The sequence below is a fragment of the Streptomyces sp. STAM6 genome (assembly GCF_054963715.1).
This window is the reverse complement of record NZ_JBUEFZ010000063.1, coordinates 1-16373: the sequence shown is the minus strand read 5'-3', so window position 1 is coordinate 16373 and position 16373 is coordinate 1. Positions and strand designations below refer to the sequence as shown.

Below are 16373 nucleotides of genomic sequence, written 5' to 3'. Positions count from 1 at the left end.
ACCCGGGTCGGCGGCCCTTCTCGCCTGTGTCGGGTGGACGGCCCGTCGGTGGTGGCTACTCGGCCAGAACGGCTTCCGCGTCCAGCGTCGTGCCGACCGCCTGGATCACCGAGGCGATCTTCACGGCCTCCTGGATCGTCTCGCGGTCCACGCCGGCCTTGCGGAGCACCTGCTCGTGCGAGTCCAGGCACTGGCCGCAGCCGTTGATCGCGGAGACGGCGAGCGACCACAGCTCGAAGTCGACCTTCTCCACACCCGGGTTGCCGATGACGTTCATCCGCAGACCGGCGCGCAGCGTGCCGTACTCCGGGTCGGAGAGCAGGTGGCGCGTGCGGTAGAACACGTTGTTCATCGCCATGATGGCGGCGGCGGACTTGGCGGCCGCGTACGCCTCGGGCTTCAGGTTCGCCTTGGCCTCGGGCTCCAGCTCACGCAGGACCTTCGGCGAGCGCGAGGCGATCGCGCAGGCCAGCACGGTGCCCCACAGCTGCTGCTGCGGAAGCTCGCTGTTGCCGATGACCGAACCGAGGTTCAGCTTCAGGTCCTTGGCGTAGTCCGGTATGGCGGACTTCAGCTCGTCGAGCGCCATGGGTCACTCACCCGCCAGGAGCGCGACCGGGTCCAGGGTGTCCTCGCCCTTGCTCCAGTTGCAGGGGCACAGCTCGTCGGTCTGCAGGGCGTCCAGCACCCGCAGGACCTCCTTGGGGTTACGGCCGACGGAGCCGGCGGTCACCATGGTGAACTGGATCTCGTTGTTCGGGTCGACGATGAAGACGGCGCGCTGCGCGAAGCCGTCCTCGCCCTCGACGCCGCAGTCGCGCATCAGCTCGTGCTTGGAGTCCGCGAGCATCGGGAAGGGCAGGTCACGCAGGTCCGCGTGGTCCTTGCGCCAGGCGTGGTGCACGAACTCGGAGTCGCCGGAGACACCGAGGATCTGGGCGTCACGGTCGGCGAACTCGTCGTTCAGCTTGCCGAAGGCGGCGATCTCGGTGGGGCAGACGAAGGTGAAGTCCTTCGGCCAGAAGAACACCACGCGCCACTTGCCCTCGTAGGACTTGTGGTTGATCTGCTCGAACTCCTTGCCGCTCTCCAGCGACACACAGGCGGTCAGGTCGTACGTGGGGAACTGGGCGCCGACAGTGAGCACGCGCTCTCCTTCGAGTGGGAAGTCCCTTTTGAGGCCTTCCGTGGGGGTTGGACGTGACCCATCGTGGCACGGCGTGCATTGATCAGTGAAATAGCTAGAATGGGTCGTGTTGATCGAAGGTGGTTATCAGTGGTGTCCGTGTACAGGGGTAAGCAGCCCAGTCTGGCGCAGTTGCGCGCCTTCGCGGCCGTGGCGGAGTACCTGCACTTCCGGGACGCGGCCGCGTCGATCGGGATGAGCCAGCCCGCCCTTTCGGGCGCGGTTTCGGCCCTCGAAGAGGCACTCGGTGTCCAGCTGCTGGAGCGTACGACACGCAAGGTGCTGCTCTCGCCGGCGGGGGAGCGGCTGGCCGTACGGGCGAAGGCCGTCCTGGACGCCGTCGGTGAGCTGATGGAGGAGGCCGAGGCCGCCCAGGCGCCGTTCACCGGCGTCCTGCGGCTCGGTGTCATCCCGACCGTCGCGCCCTATCTCCTGCCCGAGGTCCTGCGGCTGGTCCACGACCGGTACCCGGACCTGGAGCTCCAGGTCCACGAGGAGCAGACCTCCTCGCTGCTGGACGGTCTCGCGGCCGGCCGGCTCGACCTGCTGCTCCTCGCCGTCCCGCTCGGTGTCCCCGGCGTCACCGAACTGCCCCTGTTCGACGAGGACTTCGTGCTGGTCACGCCCGAAGACCACTGGCTGGGCGGCCGCACCGACATCCCCCGCGACGCCCTGCGGGAGCTGCACCTGCTGCTCCTGGACGAGGGGCACTGCCTGCGCGACCAGGCCCTGGACATCTGCCGGGAGGCCGGCCGCACCGACGGCGCCGCGGTCACCACGACCGCGGCCGGACTGTCCACGCTGGTGCAGCTGGTCGCCGGCGGCCTCGGCGTGACCCTGCTGCCGCGCACGGCCGTCACGGTCGAGACCGGGCGCAACAGCCGGCTGCTGACCGGCTGGTTCGCCGACCCGGCCCCCTCGCGCCGGATCGCGCTGGCGATGCGGACGGGCGCCGCGCGCCAGGCCGAGTTCGAGGAGTTCGCGGGCGCCCTGCGCGAGGCGATGGCGGCGCTGCCCGTCCGGGTGCTCGGCCCGGGCGCCTGACCCCGGCATCCCGGCCCCCGGGCGCCTGACCCCGGTATCCCGGCCTCCGGGCGCCTGACCCCGGCATCCCGGCCTCCGGGCGCCTGACCCCCGGTGCCTGACCCCGGGTGGCCGGCCGGGCTGCCGGCCCTCACTCCGTACGCAGACCGTCCGGGCGCATCAGCCGCCACAGCGGCGGCAGGCTCAGCAGCGTCACGGCCAGGATCAGGGCCCCGCCCACACCCGCCACGGGCAGGAACGCCCACCAGTCCGTGACCTGTTTGTCGATCATCTTCAGCAGGACCACGCCGAGGCCCAGACCGCCCCCGACCGCGAGGGTCAGACCCAGCGCGATCGGTACCGCCGTCTGCCACAGCACGGACCAGCCGAGCGTGGACCGGCGGGTGCCGAAGGCGACCAGTACCGACAGCAGCCGCTTGCGGTCCCGCAGCTGTTCCACCGTCGTGACCAGCAGCGACACCGCGATGAGGAGCATCGTCGCGGTCGCCCCGGCGAAGATGCCCGTCCGGACGCTGCCGTATCGCCGGTCCCGCTCGAAGTTCTGCAGCGTGCGGACCTCCATCAGCGGATCGACCCGCGCCGCGGTGTTCCGTACGTGCTCGGCCGCGTCCGGGACCCGCTCGTCCAGCCGGACCATCGCCTGCGCCGTGGGCTCGTCGAGCTTCCTCACGTCGAGGGCGGACGGTGTCGCGAAGATGCCGAACTGCAGCCGTCCCAGCGGGTCACGCCGGGACTCGACCGTGTGGGCCGTCTCCGGAATCCGCCACAGCACCGGATCCTCGCCGGGACGGTCCGCGTCGACGCGCAGATTCACCCGGGCGCCGGGCCGGGCGGTCTCGGCGAGGTAGTCGTCCGACGGTCCCTCGCGGCCGTGCGTCCGCGCGATGAACACGTCACCGTCCTCGCAGGAGGGCAGGTGCGCCAGCTCGCTCAGCGAGGCGCAGTCGCCGACCGTGACCGACGTCGTCGGGACGAAGTCCTCACCGGGCCGCTGCGGTCCGGGCCGCTGCGCCGACGAGCCGATCGTCCCGATCACGCCCGCGACGCCCTGCGTCGCCGAGAAGCCCTCGATCATCCGGCGGGCCTCGGTGCCGTCCCTCACGTCCGCCCACGTCTCCAGCTGCGCCCGCGCGGAGTCCATGTTGGTCGGTTTCATGAAGTCGCTCTGGATGGACTGCAGGAGCATCTGGAGCGCGATCGCTCCGGCCGCGGCCACCACGATCCCGCTGACCGCGCGGGCCGCCGTGCTGCTGCTCAACTGCAGTCTGCGGACGGCGAGCTGCCACGGCACCGGGCCGCCCCGCAGCCGGCCGACCACGGCCTCCACCAGCCACGGCAGCAGTGTGGTGAGCCCCATGAGCGCCAGTACCGCGCCCGTGGTGATCTGCAGGGTGGCGATCTCGGTGTCCCCGACGGCGATCCCGCCGGACATCGGCAGCAGCAGTGCCGCGCCCGCCGCCACCAGCGTCAGCCGCCACCACACCCGGCGGGGGCGCGGGGCGGTGCTGCGTACGACTCCCAGCGGTTCGATCGCCATGCCCCGCAGCGCGAAAACGGTGACCACGACCGCGGAGACCGGCACGGCCACCACGACGCCCGCGGTCAGGGCGGCGCCCGGAACCACGTCGGACGGGAAGGCGTTGACGTCCCACACGGTGAAGCCGCCGAGGAACCGTCGTACCACCGCGAACAGGACCCCACCCACGGCCAGGCCCAGCAGTGCACCGGCCAGCGACTCCCCGGCCGCGATCCGCCGCGCCATTCCGCTGTCCGCGCCCACCAGGCGCAGCGCGGCGAGCCGCCGGTCGCGCTGCTCGCCGCCGAAGCGGACGGCGGTCGCGATGAACACCAGCACGGGCAGCAGCAGCACCACGCAGGCGATCACGATGAGCAGCAGCAGGAAGGCGCTCATCGGCTCGCCGGCGGGCATCGCGTAGCCGAACCGGTCGCCACGGCCGTCCGCGGACTCCTCGGTCAGTGTGGAGCTGCCGGCGTAGAACCGCAGCTCGCCCGGGCCGATCAGTCCGGCGTCACCGATCGTGCCGGTCGTGCGGTAGGGGAAACGATCCTTCAGCAGCGCGCCGCCGGGCGAGGCCAGCAGTTCGGCCAGGGCGGGGGAGACGACCAGCTCACCGGGACCGGGAAGCTTCTCCAGGCCGGGCGGCGCCGGGGCCCGGGCCCCCTCGGCCCGGACCGCCATGCCGCTGATCGTGTCCCCACGGTAGAGCGTCGACTGGTTGAGGTAGAGGAACGAGCGGTCCGAGCGCCGGACATCGTCGGTGAGCAGGACCGACCGGGCGACCTCACGGTCGTCGCGGCTCTCGATCAGCCTGGGCACGGAGGCGGCGACCAGCAGCAGCACGACGCCGAGGCCGACGCCGACGGCGGTCAGCAGGGTCCGCGTCCAGCCCCGGCGGCCGCCGGTCACCGCGAACCGGGCGCCCATGGCGAGGTCACGGGCCCAGGCCCGGACAGTCATACGAGGCCCGCCGTGTCCCGGACCCTGCCGTCGCGCACGACGATCTCACGGTCGGAGTAGGCGGCGACCCGGGCCTCGTGGGTGACCAGCACCACGGCGGCGCCGGTGTCCCGGGCGGCGTCGGTGAGCAACTGCATCACCCGCTCGCCGTTGAGGGAGTCCAGGGCGCCCGTCGGCTCGTCCGCGAACACCACGCGAGGCGAGGTCACCAGGGACCGGGCGACGGCGATCCGCTGCCCCTGACCGCCGGAGACCTCACCGGGCCGCTTGCCGGCCGTGTCGGCCACCTCCAGGCGCTCCAGCCACTCCAGCGCCCTGCGTTCGGCCGGCTTGCGCCGCTCGCCGTTGAGGCGCAGCGGCAGCGCGACGTTCTCCACACAGCTCAGCTCCGGCACGAGCTGGCCGAACTGGAAGACGAACCCGAAGTCGCCGCGGCGCAGCGCGCTGCGGGCGGCGTCGGACATCGACGAAAGGTCCCGTCCGTCGTAGGTGATGGTCCCGGCGTCCGGCCGGACGATCCCGGCGAGACAGTGCAGCAGTGTCGACTTGCCCGACCCCGAAGGGCCCATGACGGCCACGACCTCGCCGGCCCGGACCGAGAAGTCGGCGCCGGTGAGAGCGGGTGTGGCGCCGTACGTCTTGTGGACGCCGGACGCCGACAGCAGGGTGCCGGTCACCGCTTCACCGCCTCCGCCAGCGGCCCGAGCCGCGCGGCGGTCAGCTCCAGCCAGCGCAGGTCGGCCTCCAGGTGGAAGAGCGCGTGGTCGCAGATGAGCTGGTCGGCGAGGTCGCCGTCCTTCTTGCGGCGGGTCAGCTCGCGCATCAGCCGCAGGTGCTCGGCCCGCTGCGTGTCCAGGAGGTCGGCCGCGTCGCGCCCGGTGAGCAGGGCGAGGACGACCTTGGTGTAGAGGGTCGACTGGAGGTACGGCTCCGGCCTCTCCGGCTGGGCGAGCCAGCGGTCGACGTCGGTGATCCCGGCCTCGGTGATGGCGTACCGCTTGCGGTCGGGGCCGCCGCCGGCCTCGATGCCCTCGACCTCCACGAGGCCGTTCTTCAGCAGCCGCGACATCGTCGAATAGACCTGCCCGTAGTGCAGGGGGCGGTCGTGGCCGAACTTCTCGTCGAAGGCGCGCTTGAGGTCGTATCCGTGCCGGGGGCCGGACTCGAGAAGCCCGAGCAGGGCGTGGCCGATAGACATGACGGACACTATACAGAGCACGTATACACGCGATGTATAGATGTGGCGAAGGCCCGCGCGGGGCGCGCCCGCGCGGGCGTCATGTCCGGTGCGGCGGTGTCCGGGGAGGCGCTTCGGGCGGGGCCTTCGGCGGCGCCTTGGGCGGGCGGCCCCGGCGGGGGATCGGGCCGGGGGCCGCCGGGAGGCGGCCCGCGTCCGACAGAGCCTTGCGCAGCAGGAACTCGATCTGGGCATTGGCGCTGCGCAGCTCGTCGGCCGCCCAGCGGGACAGGGCCTCGTACACGGCCGGATCGAGGCGGAGCAGTACCTGCTTGCGCTGCTGGCGTTCGGTCACTGGTACAGGGTGCCTGTGTTGAGGACCGGCTGGGCCGCCCGGTCACCGCACAGCACCACCATCAGGTTGGAGACCATCGCCGCCTTGCGCTCGGAGTCGAGCTCCACGATGTCCCGCTCGGTGAGCCGGTCGAGCGCCGCCTCCACCATGCCGACCGCGCCGTCCACGATCTGCCGGCGCGCCGCCACCACGGCGCCCGCCTGCTGGCGCTGGAGCATCGCGGAGGCGATCTCCGGGGCGTACGCGAGGTGAGTGAAGCGCGACTCGATGATGTGGACGCCCGCCGCCTCCACGCGCGCGTGCAGCTCGATCGCCAGCTTCTCGGTGATCTCCTCGGCGTTGCCGCGCAGCGACAGCCCGTCCTCGTCGTGCGCGTCGTAGGGGTACTCGATCGCGATGTGGCGGACGGCGGCCTCGGTCTGCGTGGAGACGAACTCCAGGAAGTCGTCGACCTCGAACATCGCCTGAGCGGTGTCCTCGACCCGCCACACCACCACCGCGGCGAGCTCGATCGGGTTGCCGTAGGCGTCATTGACCTTCAGGACGGCCGTCTCGTGGTTGCGGACCCGCGTCGAGATCTTGGCGCGCGAGGTGAAGGGGTTCACCCAGCGCAGTCCGTCGGTGCGGATCGTGCCCCGGTACCGCCCGAAGAGCTGGACGACCCGCGCCTCGCCGGGCGCCACCATGTTCAGCCCGCACATCGCGAGGAACGAGGCGAACGCCAGCAGGACGCCGGCCGCGATCAGGGTCACCTTCAGCGCGGTCGCGCCGGCCGCGGCGCCCGCGACCACGAGGCAGACGCCCGCCGCGAATCCGGCCAGGCCGAGCAGCAGGGCCAGTCCGCCGCCGATGCTGTGCGCGGCGAATTCCCGGACGCGTGGAGCGGGCATCTCGGGTACCCCGGGCTGGCTGTCAGGGCTGTTCGTGCTGGTCGCGGACATGATGGTCCCCCGTTCTCCGGCGGCTCCGCCCGCGGCGGAGCCTCTAGCAAAGTGATATCACTTTATCGTTCTTCGCAACCCTTCGCACCCCTGGTGAGTCGGTTCCCTAGAGACGGGTGCTGATTGTCACGTCCCAAAAGCCCGGTTCCGTGGAGCTTTGTCACCGCAGGCGGTGTTAGCTTGCTGAGCTGATCCGGCCGTGACGGACGCACGAACACGAAGCAGAGCGGGAGCGAAGAAGCGATGGGCCGAGCGGAAACGCAACGGTCCCGGCAGCGGGGGACGCGTCGGGAGAACACCGGAGGCGCGGGCATACGCCGCTTCTTCACCTGGAAGAAGGTGTTCGGCACCTTCTTCGTCCTCTGCCTCCTCGCCATGGGCGCGCTGTACGTGGTCTACCTGCTCGTACCCGTCCCCACGGCCAACGCGCAGGCGACGATGCAGAGCAACGTCTACAAGTACAGCAACGGCAAGGTCCTGGCCCGTACCGGCAAGGTGAACCGCGAGATCGTCGGCCTGGACAAGATCCCCGACGATGTCGAGCGGGCGTTCGTCGCCGCCGAGAACAAGACCTTCTACGAGGACTCCGGCATCGACATCAAGGGCACCGCCCGAGGTGTCGTCAACACCCTGACCGGCAAGGGCAAGCAGGGTGGCTCGACCATCACCCAGCAGTACGTCAAGAACTACTACCTGGACCAGGACCGGACGGTCACCCGCAAGCTCAAGGAACTGGTGATCTCCCTCAAGGTCGACCAGCGCATGAGCAAGCCCGAGATCCTCGCGGGCTACATGAACACCAGCTACTACGGCCGCAACGCCTACGGCATCCAGGCCGCCGCCCAGGCCTACTACGGCGTCGACGCGGGCAAGCTGACGGTGTCCCAGGGCGCCTATCTGGCCGCCCTGCTGCAGGCCCCCAGCCAGTACGACTGGACCTCGGCGTCCGCCACCGGCCGCAAGCTGGTGAAGGAGCGCTGGAACTACGTCCTGGACAACATGGTCGAGGAGAACTGGCTGTCGGCCGCCGAGCGCGCCAAGCTCACCTTCCCCGTGCCGAAGCAGCCCAAGGCCGCCCCCGGCATGGAGGGCCAGACCGGCTACATCGTCGAGGCCGCCAAGCAGGAGCTGATCCGCCGGGGCGACATCAGTGAGGAGCTGCTCACGGCCGGCGGGTGGACCATCACCCTCAACATCGACGAGGGGCGCCAGAAGGACCTCGTCAAGGCCGTCGACCGGCAGCTGGAGGAGAAGCTCGACCGCAAGGGCGACAAGGCGGACGCCACCGTCCAGGCGGGTGCCGCCTCCGTCGACCCGAAGACCGGCGGAGTCGTGGCCCTCTACGGCGGCGTCGGCGCCACCGAGCACTGGCTGTCCAACGCCACCCGCCGCGACTACCAGCCGGCGTCGACCTTCAAGCCGATCGTCCTCGCCTCCGCGCTGGAGAACGGCTCGGAGACCCAGGACGGCCGGAAGATCGGGCTCAACACCCTCTACGACGGCACGAGCAAGCGCCCCGTCGAGGGCAGCGACACCCCCTTCGCCCCCGAGAACGAGGACGACCGCAGCTACGGCCCCGTCACGGTCCAGCGCGCCACCAACAGCTCCATCAACTCGGTCTACGCGCAGATGATCGTCGACGTCACCCCGGAGAAGGTGAAGAAGACCGCGCTCGCCCTCGGGATGAAGGACAGCAAGGACTGGGTCGAGCAGCCCGCGATGTCCCTCGGCACGATGGGCGCCTCCCCGTGGGACATGGCCGGTGTGTACGCGACCCTCGACAACCACGGCAAGCTGGTCACGCCGTCGATCGTGAAGTCCGCCGAGCACAAGGACAACACGCCCCTGCTCCAGGACCCCGTCGGCGACCAGGTGATCAGCCGCGAGGCGGCCGACACCGTGACCCAGGCCATGCGGGGTGTCGTGCGGAACGGTTCGGGCCAGAACGCGGCCGGTGACTACCAGGCGGCCGGCAAGACCGGTACGTCGGAGAACAACCGCTCGGCCTGGTTCGTCGGCTACACCCCGGAACTGGTCACCGCGGTCGCCCTGTTCGGCGAGCAGCCCGACGGCACGGGCCAGGTCACCCTGACCGACACCATCAACCCGGGCCGCGCCAACGGCGGCGGCGTCCCCGCCAGGATCTGGCGCGCCTACACCACCGGTGCCCTGGACGGCGGCTCCGACGCCGAGTTCGACCTGGAAGTGGACGAGTCCGACGTCTACGAGCCGGCCCCGACCCAGTCGCCGACGGACGAGCCGACCGAGACCGAGTCGCCGACGGACGAGCCCACGCCGACGCGGACGCCCACGGGCGAGCCGGCCCCGACGCGCACCCCGCCCCGGACGCCCAAGCCGACCCCCACGCCGACGGACACGCCCACCGCCGACCCGACCGACGGCGGGACGGACGGCGACCAGGGCCAGACCGGCGGCCCCGGTGACGAAGACGGCACCATCGAGAACCCGCTCGGGCCGTGACGGCCGGCACGACGGCATGAACGAAGTGGCCGGGCCCCCTCGGGGCCCGGCCACTCGTGCGTTCCCCGGCGCCGCGCGCCGGACGCCCGCTCAGACGCGGGTCGGCAGCTCGAACCAGACCACCTTGCCGGTCGACAGCCGGGTCGCACCCCACCGCCGGGCCAGCCGGTTGACCAGGAACAGTCCACGCCCGCCCTCGTCGGTGTCCCGGGCCCGCCGCTGCCTCGGCAGCTGCGGCGCGTCGTCACCGACCTCGCAGCGCAGCACGTCCGTCCGCAGCAGCCGCAGCGTCACCGGCCGCTCCGCGTACCGCACGGCGTTCGTGACCACCTCGCTGACCAGCAGCTCCACACTGTCCGACAGCTCCTCCAGGTCCCACCGGGCCAGCGCCCGCCGCGCCAGCCGACGGGCCCGCCCGGGCGCGGCGTCCTCCGGCTCCAGGAACCAGTAGGCCACATCGCTCGGCGCGATCCCGTCGAACCGTGCGGCGAGCAGCGCGATGTCGTCGTCCCGGTCGCCCGGGCCGAGCATGTCCAGCACGTCGTCGCAGAGCGCCTCCAGCGGAGGGGAATGGTCCGGGCCGGTCAACTGGGCCGTGGCCGCCAGTCGCTCGCGCAGCTGCTCTATCCCCGTCCACACGTCCCGCAGCCGCGACTCGACCAGCCCGTCGGTGTACAGCAGCAGCGTCGCGCCCGCCGGGGCGTCCAGCTCGACCGCCTCGAAGTCCACGCCGCCCACACCGATCGGCGCGCCCGGCGGCACACGGAGCACCTCCGCCCGGCCGCCGAGGTGGAGCAGTATCGGCGGCGGGTGACCCGCGTTGGCGATGGTGATCCGGTGCGCGACCGGGTCGTACACCGCGTACAGGCAGGTCGCCATGCGGTTCTCGCCGAGTCGCTGGGCCTGCTCGTCCAGGTGGTGCAGCACCTCCTGCGGCGGCAGGTCCAGCCCGGCCAGCGTCTGGGCCGTGGTGCGCAGCTGGCCCATGATCGCGGCCGAGGTCATCGAGTGGCCCATGACGTCGCCCACGACGAGGGCGACCCGGCTTCCCGGCAGCGGGATCGCGTCGTACCAGTCGCCGCCGACCCGGGCCGTCTCGGCCGCGGGCAGGTAGCGGGAGGCAAGCTTCACCCCGGTCGGTTGCGGCAGGGTCTCCGGGAGCATCGTGCGCTGCAGCTCGTCGGCGATGTACGCCTCGCGCCCGTACAGCACGGCCTTGTCGATGCCGAGCGCGGTGTGCGTCGCCAGCTGGGCCGCCACCAGCAGGTCGTTCGGCTCGAACGGCGGACGGTCGGGCCGGCGCAGGAACACCGCGGCCCCGATCACCCGCCGGCGGCCGCGCAGCGGCGCGAGGATCGCCCGGTGCCCGGCCGGTACGGAACGGCCGTCGCCGAGCAGCTCGGGCAGCGCCGCGCGGGCGGCCGCCGAGTCCCCGAAGACCGGGCGCACACCGCGCAGCACCTCGGCGAGGGCCCCGCCGGCACGGACCTCGCACAGCTCGGCGGCCGGCCCCAGATCGCCGTCCCCGGCCGGCACCGCACCGGCCGTGGCGAGACCGAGCTCGGAGTCGTCGTCCGTTAAACGCAGCCGGTCCGTACGGCGCAGCCGCAGTACGAACGGGTCGACCGGCCGCTCGTCGCCGACCGGCAGCGGATCGCGCAGATACACCAGGATCGCGTCGGAGAACGTCGGCACGGTGGCCCGGCACAGGCCGAGCACGATCTCGTCCAGGTCGATGCCACGGGCGATCCGCCGGGTGGCGGCTCCCACGAACCGCAACCGGTCGCCCTCGCGCCGCGCGGTGCCCACCGGGTCCTGCGGGGCGGGGCCGGACTGCGCCGGCACGACGCCGCCGGGGCCGGGATGGCCGTCCGCCGGGGCGGCGGCGATGCCCTGTCCGTTCCCGGTGCCGGGCGGGTGCGCCATCTCGGCCCCCGCACCCGGACCGGAGCCCGGCCCGGCGCCCGTACCGGCCCCCGCGCCCGTACCGGCCGTGTGACCCGCGGGCGCCGCGCCCGCGGCGGCGGGGCCGTGGCCCCGGCCGGACGCGGGGCCCGTGCCGTGTCCCGGAGCGGAGCCGTGCGCGGACAGGGGAGCGTGCCCGGCGGCGGGCGCGGGCGCGGGCGCGTGACCGGTGACCGCTGCCGTACCCGACCCGGGCCGGGACGCGGACACGGCGGCCCCCGCCCCCGGGCACGACCCGGGCACGGGCGCAGGGACGGACGACGCGGCGGGCGCCGGGGGCGCCTCCTGCCGCGGCCGAGTGCGTTCCTGCGGCCGGGCAGCGAGGGGCTGCCGGCCTTCGTGGGAGGTGGGATGCTCCGTCACGCGTGAGGTTCCGTCCATCCGGGCCGGTTGTGCGATGCAATCGCTCTGTCAGGCGCTATACCCGCTCTGGGGGCGCCGCCGACAAGGGGGGACGGATCCGGGCACACATCAGGCACGGCGCCACCCCCTCGTTGATGACTTACGGTCAGGTCCTGCTCTGTGCTCAGTCGTTGCTGCTTCGCGGACTTGCGGAGGACGATCCTACGTTTGTACCCCAGGGGCGCATCAAGGGTCTCATGGAGCCGTGTGCGCCGGGGTGCGATCCCAGTCCGCCGGTAGCTCGGGAACCGCCCAGCGCGGGTCCGGCCGCCAGTTCTCCCAGCCGTCCGCGAAGGGCGTTCCCCAGGCGCGGATCACCTCGACCGCGGCGCGCCCGGCCTCTCGTACGCGTGCGGCCTGCGCCGTGTTCATCAGCCCGCTGCGCTGGGCCTGGGCGAACTCGTCCTCGTCGCGCCAGAGCCAACTGCGGTCCGGGTACACCGAGATGTCGAGGAAGTGGTCCTCGGAGTCCACGCCGCCCGCCCAACGGGTCTGCGGCTCCTCCAGGTTCACGTACCAGCTGCGGAAGCGCCAGCCCTGCTCCCAGAACAGCCACACCGACCACGGCTCCCCCGGACGGGCCAGCTTCAGCACGCCCGTGCCCGTCCAGCGGGTGCGGATGGTGGTGCGCGGGGCGGTGTACCGGGTGGCGAGCGGCTCCTCGTGCACGGGGGTGCCGTCGGCGAGCACGGGCTTGACGCACTCCGTGCCGGGCGCCATCCAGACGGCCAGCAGCTCGGCGGTGTCCTGGACGACGGTCACGGGCCGGCAGATGTGGACCTGGCCGGTGCCGTTGTCCCGGTAGCGCCACAGAATCCGGGCACCCCGCTCCCAGCGCGCACCGTCGGCACGCGCCCCGCCCCCTGTCGTCTCGGCTGTCATGCGCAGATCTTAGGGGGGTCCCAGGGCGCCCGCCGCGACGCAGATCACGGGCAGCGGGCGCTTTCGGCCGCGTCGGCGCAGGTCAGGGCCGCGTCATCCGCAGGACGTCGAGCGCCTCGTCCAGCTGGGACAAGGTCAGGTCGCCCCGCTCGACGTACCCCGACTCCAGGACCACCTCACGGATCGTCCTGCGCTCGGCCAGCGACTTCTTGGCGACCTTCGCCGCCTCCTCGTACCCGATGTACTTGTTCAGCGGGGTCACGACGGACGGTGAGGACTCGGCGTACTCGCGGGCCCGCTCGGCGTTGGCGGTGATGCCGTCGACGGTGCGGTCCGCGAGCAGACGGGCGGCGTTGGCCAGCAGGCGCACCGACTCCAGCAGGTTCTTGGCCATGACCGGCAGCATCACGTTGAGCTCGAAGTTCCCCGCGGCGCCGGCCGTCGCCACGGTCAGGTCGTTGCCGGTGACCTGCGCGGCGACCATCAGCACCGCCTCCGGGATCACCGGGTTGACCTTCCCCGGCATGATCGACGAGCCCGGCTGGAGGTCCGGCAGATTGATCTCGGCCAGGCCGGTGCGCGGCCCGGACGCCATCCAGCGCAGATCGTTGGAGATCTTGGTGAGGCCGACGGCGATGGTCCTGAGCTGGCCGGACGTCTCCACCAGCCCGTCGCGCGCGCCCTGCGCCTCGAAGTGGTCGCGGGCCTCCGTCAGCGGCAGCCCGGTGGCCCGCGCGACCTCGGCGATGACGGCGGCCGAGAAGCCGGGCGGGGTGTTGATGCCGGTGCCGACCGCGGTGCCGCCGAGGGGCAGTTCGGCCAGCCGGGGCAGCGAGGCGCGCAGCCGTTCGACGCCGTAGCGGATCTGGGCCGCGTACCCGCCGAACTCCTGCCCCAGGGTCACCGGGGTCGCGTCCATCAGATGGGTGCGGCCCGACTTCACCACGTTCGCGAATTCGGCTGATTTCCGCTCCAGGGAAGCCGCCAGGTGGTCGAGGGCGGGGACCAGGTCACGGGTGACGGCTGCGGTCGCCGCGATGTGGATGGAGGAGGGGAAGACGTCGTTGGACGACTGGGACGCGTTGACGTGGTCGTTGGGGTGGACGGCGCCCGGGCGGCCGAGGCGCTCACCGGCCAGGGTGGCCAGGACCTCGTTGGTGTTCATGTTGGAGGAGGTGCCGGAGCCCGTCTGGAAGACGTCGACCGGGAAGTGCTCGTCCCACCGGCCCTCGGCGACCTCCGCGGCCGCCTCCTGGATTGCCCCGGCGATGTCCTCGTCGAGCACGCCGAGCTCGGCGTTGACCTTGGCCGCGGCCGCCTTGATGCGGGCCAGGGCCTCGATGTGGGCGCGCTCCAGGCGCTGCCCGGAGACGGGGAAGTTCTCCACCGCCCGCTGGGTCTGGGCCCGCCACTTGGCGTGCGCGGGGACCTTCACCTCTCCCATGGAGTCGTGCTCGATCCGGTACTCGCTGGCGTCGCTCATGTCGTCCAACCTCCTTGAAAAGTTGAGCACTTGTCTTGTTCTGTGTATTCCCAAGGCGCGTACCGGCCAGTAAAAACCGTGGGTAACCCCACTTCCAGGAGGCGCAATGACGCGCGTCAGCAGCAGGACCGGGCAAGCCGCGCCCAGGTCCCCGAGGTCCGGCCGCGGCTCGGTGCTCCGATGTACGGTCGCGGCGGCCACGGCCCTCGCCGCCGCCCTCGGCGGTACCGCCGCCACCACCCCGGCCACCGCGGCCGAAAACCCCCGCCCCGGAATCACCTCCGTACCCCTCTCCCCGGAACTGGAGCGGATCCGTGCCGCCGAAGCCACCACGCTGTACGGCAGCCCCGCCGAACGGCCTCTCGCCGACCGCAAGACCGGCCTGATCTCGCTCGGCGACAGCGAGATCTCCGGCGAGGGCGTCGGCACCTACGAACCGGGGACCAACGGCCCCGACAACTGGTGCCACCGCTCACCCGACGCCGCGATCCACCGCACCGGCATCCCCGCCGACGTCACCTACAACGTCTCCTGCTCCGGCGCGTACACCGGCAACATCCGCATCGGCGGCGGCAAGCAGTACGCCGACGAACTCGTCCAGAGCGACAACCTCGCCATCAAGGCCCGCAACACCCGCATCAAGATGGTGCTGCTCGTCGCCGGCGCCAACGACGACCTCCAGTTCGGTCCCGTCATGACCGACTGCGTCACCCGCTACCTCACGCTCCAGGGCCCCTGCGAGCCCACGTACGCGGGCGGCTGGCAGGCCCGCGTCGACGCGCTCGTCCCCAAGGTCGAACAGACCGTCCGCGACCTCAGGACGGTCATGCGCGACGCCGGGTACGCCGACGGCGACTACAAACTCGTCGTCATGGGCTACCCGAGCCCGATCGGCCCCGACTTCCGCGACAACCCGAACTTCCCCGGCAAGCTCGCCTGCGGAGGACTCGGCTACGACTCCGACACCGTCTGGGGCCGCAACACCGCCGTACCCGCGTTCGAACGCGGCATGAGGAAAGCCGCCGCGAACACCGGAGCCGTCTACCTCGACAACTCGCGCCTCTTCCACGGCCACGAAGTGTGCATGGACAGCACCTGGGCCCGCGGCCTGTACATCGACCTGTCCAAGCCCGGCACACCCGACGCGAACTCCGTCCGCCAGTCCTTCCACCCCAACGCGGCCGGGCACGCGGCGTTCGCCGCCTGCCTCACACAGCTGTACAACGCGGACACACGCGAAGCGAGTTGCGCCGACCCCGCCTCCACGGGCAAGCCCGTACTGCTGCCCGGGGCATGGGACGACATGTTCAAGCCCCTCCGCAACGACGCCACCGGGACTTGCCTGGACGTCACCGCGTCCGTCACCCGCAACGGCACCGCGGTCGGAGGATGGGACTGCCACGGCGGCCGCAACCAGAACTGGTGGTACGACGCCGACCGGAAGTCCGTCCGCACCGAGCTCACCCACGACCGCTGCCTCGACGTCCCGGGCGCCGACTACCGGGCGGGCGCGGGGCTGATCCTCTGGGACTGCTCCGGCACGGCGAACCAGCAGTTCGTGCGCGAGGGGGGAACGCTGCGGCCCGCGGCGGCGCGGGGGCTGTGCGTGACGCTGGCGTCGGCGAAGGACGCGGCGCGGCTCCAGCCGTGCGACGGGTCGGCCCGCCAGCGCTTCGCCTGAGGCGCCCGCCGCTTCGCGGATGCGGCACCCTGCGGGTGCGGGGCGGGTGCGGGTGCGGGTGCGGCCACCGCCGGTGGGTGGGGCTGCCCCGTTCCCGGGTGCGGGTGTGGTGCCTGCCCGGTGGGCGGGGCTGCCCCGTTCCGGGTGCGGGTGCGGGTGCGGTGCTTGCCGGTCGGTGGGCCCGACGTATCCCGGGTGAGGGTGTGGTGGCTGCCCGGTGGGTGGGCCCGGCCGTATCCCGGATGCGGGTGTGGTGCCTGCCGGTGGGCCTGCCCCGTTTCCGGGTGCGGCCTGCGC

General features: G+C 72.1%; 13 protein-coding genes. 3 read left to right on the top strand and 10 right to left on the bottom strand.

The window, feature by feature from the left end:
• Window positions 1-55: 55 nt before the first annotated feature.
• On the bottom strand, window positions 56-589 hold the full coding sequence (locus tag ACY34K_RS33230; protein WP_462753890.1) for an alkyl hydroperoxide reductase: 534 nt from the start codon (window positions 587-589) through the stop codon (window positions 56-58).
• 3 nt (window positions 590-592) lie between these two features.
• On the bottom strand, window positions 593-1147 hold the full coding sequence (locus tag ACY34K_RS33225; RefSeq protein ID WP_462753888.1) for a peroxiredoxin: 555 nt from the start codon (window positions 1145-1147) through the stop codon (window positions 593-595).
• 99 nt (window positions 1148-1246) lie between these two features.
• On the opposite strand from ACY34K_RS33225, the gene ACY34K_RS33220 reads away from it, so the two are divergent.
• Complete coding sequence (locus ACY34K_RS33220; protein ID WP_462753886.1) at window positions 1247-2230, top strand: LysR substrate-binding domain-containing protein; 984 nt, start codon at window positions 1247-1249, stop codon at window positions 2228-2230.
• Between the two features lie 130 nt (window positions 2231-2360).
• Here the strand turns inward: ACY34K_RS33220 and ACY34K_RS33215 are convergent, their stop codons facing one another.
• From ACY34K_RS33215 to ACY34K_RS33195, 5 genes are all read right to left on the bottom strand, one after another.
• Window positions 2361-4709 carry an ABC transporter permease gene (locus tag ACY34K_RS33215; RefSeq protein ID WP_462753884.1) on the bottom strand — a complete coding sequence of 783 codons (2349 nt, stop codon included), beginning with the start codon at window positions 4707-4709 and terminating at the stop codon, window positions 2361-2363.
• Window positions 4706-5386: an ABC transporter ATP-binding protein gene (locus ACY34K_RS33210; protein ID WP_462753882.1), complete on the bottom strand. Its 681-nt coding sequence runs from the start codon at window positions 5384-5386 to the stop codon at window positions 4706-4708. Before ACY34K_RS33210 ends, ACY34K_RS33215 begins: the two co-directional genes overlap by 4 nt.
• The gene (locus ACY34K_RS33205) at window positions 5383-5907 is read right to left on the bottom strand and encodes a PadR family transcriptional regulator (protein WP_462753880.1); all 525 of its coding nucleotides are present in this window, start codon (window positions 5905-5907) and stop codon (window positions 5383-5385) included. Before ACY34K_RS33205 ends, ACY34K_RS33210 begins: the two co-directional genes overlap by 4 nt.
• Before the next feature lie 79 nt (window positions 5908-5986).
• Window positions 5987-6241 carry a type II toxin-antitoxin system antitoxin gene (locus ACY34K_RS33200; RefSeq protein ID WP_462753878.1) on the bottom strand — a complete coding sequence of 85 codons (255 nt, stop codon included), beginning with the start codon at window positions 6239-6241 and terminating at the stop codon, window positions 5987-5989.
• Entirely contained in the window at window positions 6238-7182 is a 945-nt protein-coding gene (locus ACY34K_RS33195) for an SPFH domain-containing protein (RefSeq protein WP_462753876.1), read from the bottom strand. The genes ACY34K_RS33200 and ACY34K_RS33195 overlap by 4 nt, the downstream gene beginning before the upstream one ends.
• Window positions 7183-7425: 243 nt before the next feature.
• Between ACY34K_RS33195 and ACY34K_RS33190 the strand changes: the two genes are divergently transcribed.
• Window positions 7426-9663, top strand: coding sequence for a transglycosylase domain-containing protein (locus ACY34K_RS33190; RefSeq protein WP_462753874.1), 2238 nt, complete (start codon window positions 7426-7428; stop codon window positions 9661-9663).
• Window positions 9664-9753: 90 nt separating this feature from the next.
• Here ACY34K_RS33190 and ACY34K_RS33185 read toward each other — a convergent pair whose 3' ends face one another.
• The 3 genes from ACY34K_RS33185 to ACY34K_RS33175 all read right to left on the bottom strand — a co-directional run bounded on the left by ACY34K_RS33185 (window position 9754) and on the right by ACY34K_RS33175 (window position 14395).
• Window positions 9754-12009 carry a SpoIIE family protein phosphatase gene (locus ACY34K_RS33185; RefSeq protein WP_462753872.1) on the bottom strand — a complete coding sequence of 752 codons (2256 nt, stop codon included), beginning with the start codon at window positions 12007-12009 and terminating at the stop codon, window positions 9754-9756.
• A gap of 216 nt (window positions 12010-12225) precedes the next feature.
• The gene (gene fomD / locus ACY34K_RS33180) at window positions 12226-12912 is read right to left on the bottom strand and encodes a cytidylyl-2-hydroxypropylphosphonate hydrolase (protein ID WP_462753870.1); all 687 of its coding nucleotides are present in this window, start codon (window positions 12910-12912) and stop codon (window positions 12226-12228) included.
• An 82-nt stretch (window positions 12913-12994) separates the two neighbouring features.
• Window positions 12995-14395 (bottom strand): class II fumarate hydratase, encoded by a 1401-nt coding sequence (locus ACY34K_RS33175; RefSeq protein ID WP_462753869.1) that lies wholly within the window; start codon window positions 14393-14395, stop codon window positions 12995-12997.
• Window positions 14396-14501: 106 nt separating this feature from the next.
• Here ACY34K_RS33175 and ACY34K_RS33170 point away from each other — a divergent pair, with 106 nt between their 5' ends.
• Window positions 14502-16076 carry a ricin-type beta-trefoil lectin domain protein gene (locus ACY34K_RS33170; protein ID WP_462753867.1) on the top strand — a complete coding sequence of 525 codons (1575 nt, stop codon included), beginning with the start codon at window positions 14502-14504 and terminating at the stop codon, window positions 16074-16076.
• The last annotated feature ends 297 nt before the right edge of the window (window positions 16077-16373 follow it).

Bases quoted from the DNA above. Each gene is read 5' to 3' on its own strand.
- ACY34K_RS33230 (WP_462753890.1), bottom strand. From the start codon at position 589: ATGGCGCTCGACGAGCTGAAGTCCGCCATACCGGACTACGCCAAGGAC.
- ACY34K_RS33220 (WP_462753886.1), top strand. From the start codon at position 1,247: ATGGGTCGTGTTGATCGAAGGTGGTTATCAGTGGTGTCCGTGTACAGG.
- ACY34K_RS33215 (WP_462753884.1), bottom strand. From the start codon at position 4,709: ATGACTGTCCGGGCCTGGGCCCGTGACCTCGCCATGGGCGCCCGGTTC.
- ACY34K_RS33205 (WP_462753880.1), bottom strand. From the start codon at position 5,907: ATGTCTATCGGCCACGCCCTGCTCGGGCTTCTCGAGTCCGGCCCCCGG.
- ACY34K_RS33195 (WP_462753876.1), bottom strand. From the start codon at position 7,182: ATGTCCGCGACCAGCACGAACAGCCCTGACAGCCAGCCCGGGGTACCC.
- ACY34K_RS33190 (WP_462753874.1), top strand. From the start codon at position 7,426: ATGGGCCGAGCGGAAACGCAACGGTCCCGGCAGCGGGGGACGCGTCGG.
- ACY34K_RS33185 (WP_462753872.1), bottom strand. From the start codon at position 12,009: ATGGACGGAACCTCACGCGTGACGGAGCATCCCACCTCCCACGAAGGC.
- fomD (WP_462753870.1), bottom strand. From the start codon at position 12,912: ATGACAGCCGAGACGACAGGGGGCGGGGCGCGTGCCGACGGTGCGCGC.
- ACY34K_RS33175 (WP_462753869.1), bottom strand. From the start codon at position 14,395: ATGAGCGACGCCAGCGAGTACCGGATCGAGCACGACTCCATGGGAGAG.
- ACY34K_RS33170 (WP_462753867.1), top strand. From the start codon at position 14,502: ATGACGCGCGTCAGCAGCAGGACCGGGCAAGCCGCGCCCAGGTCCCCG.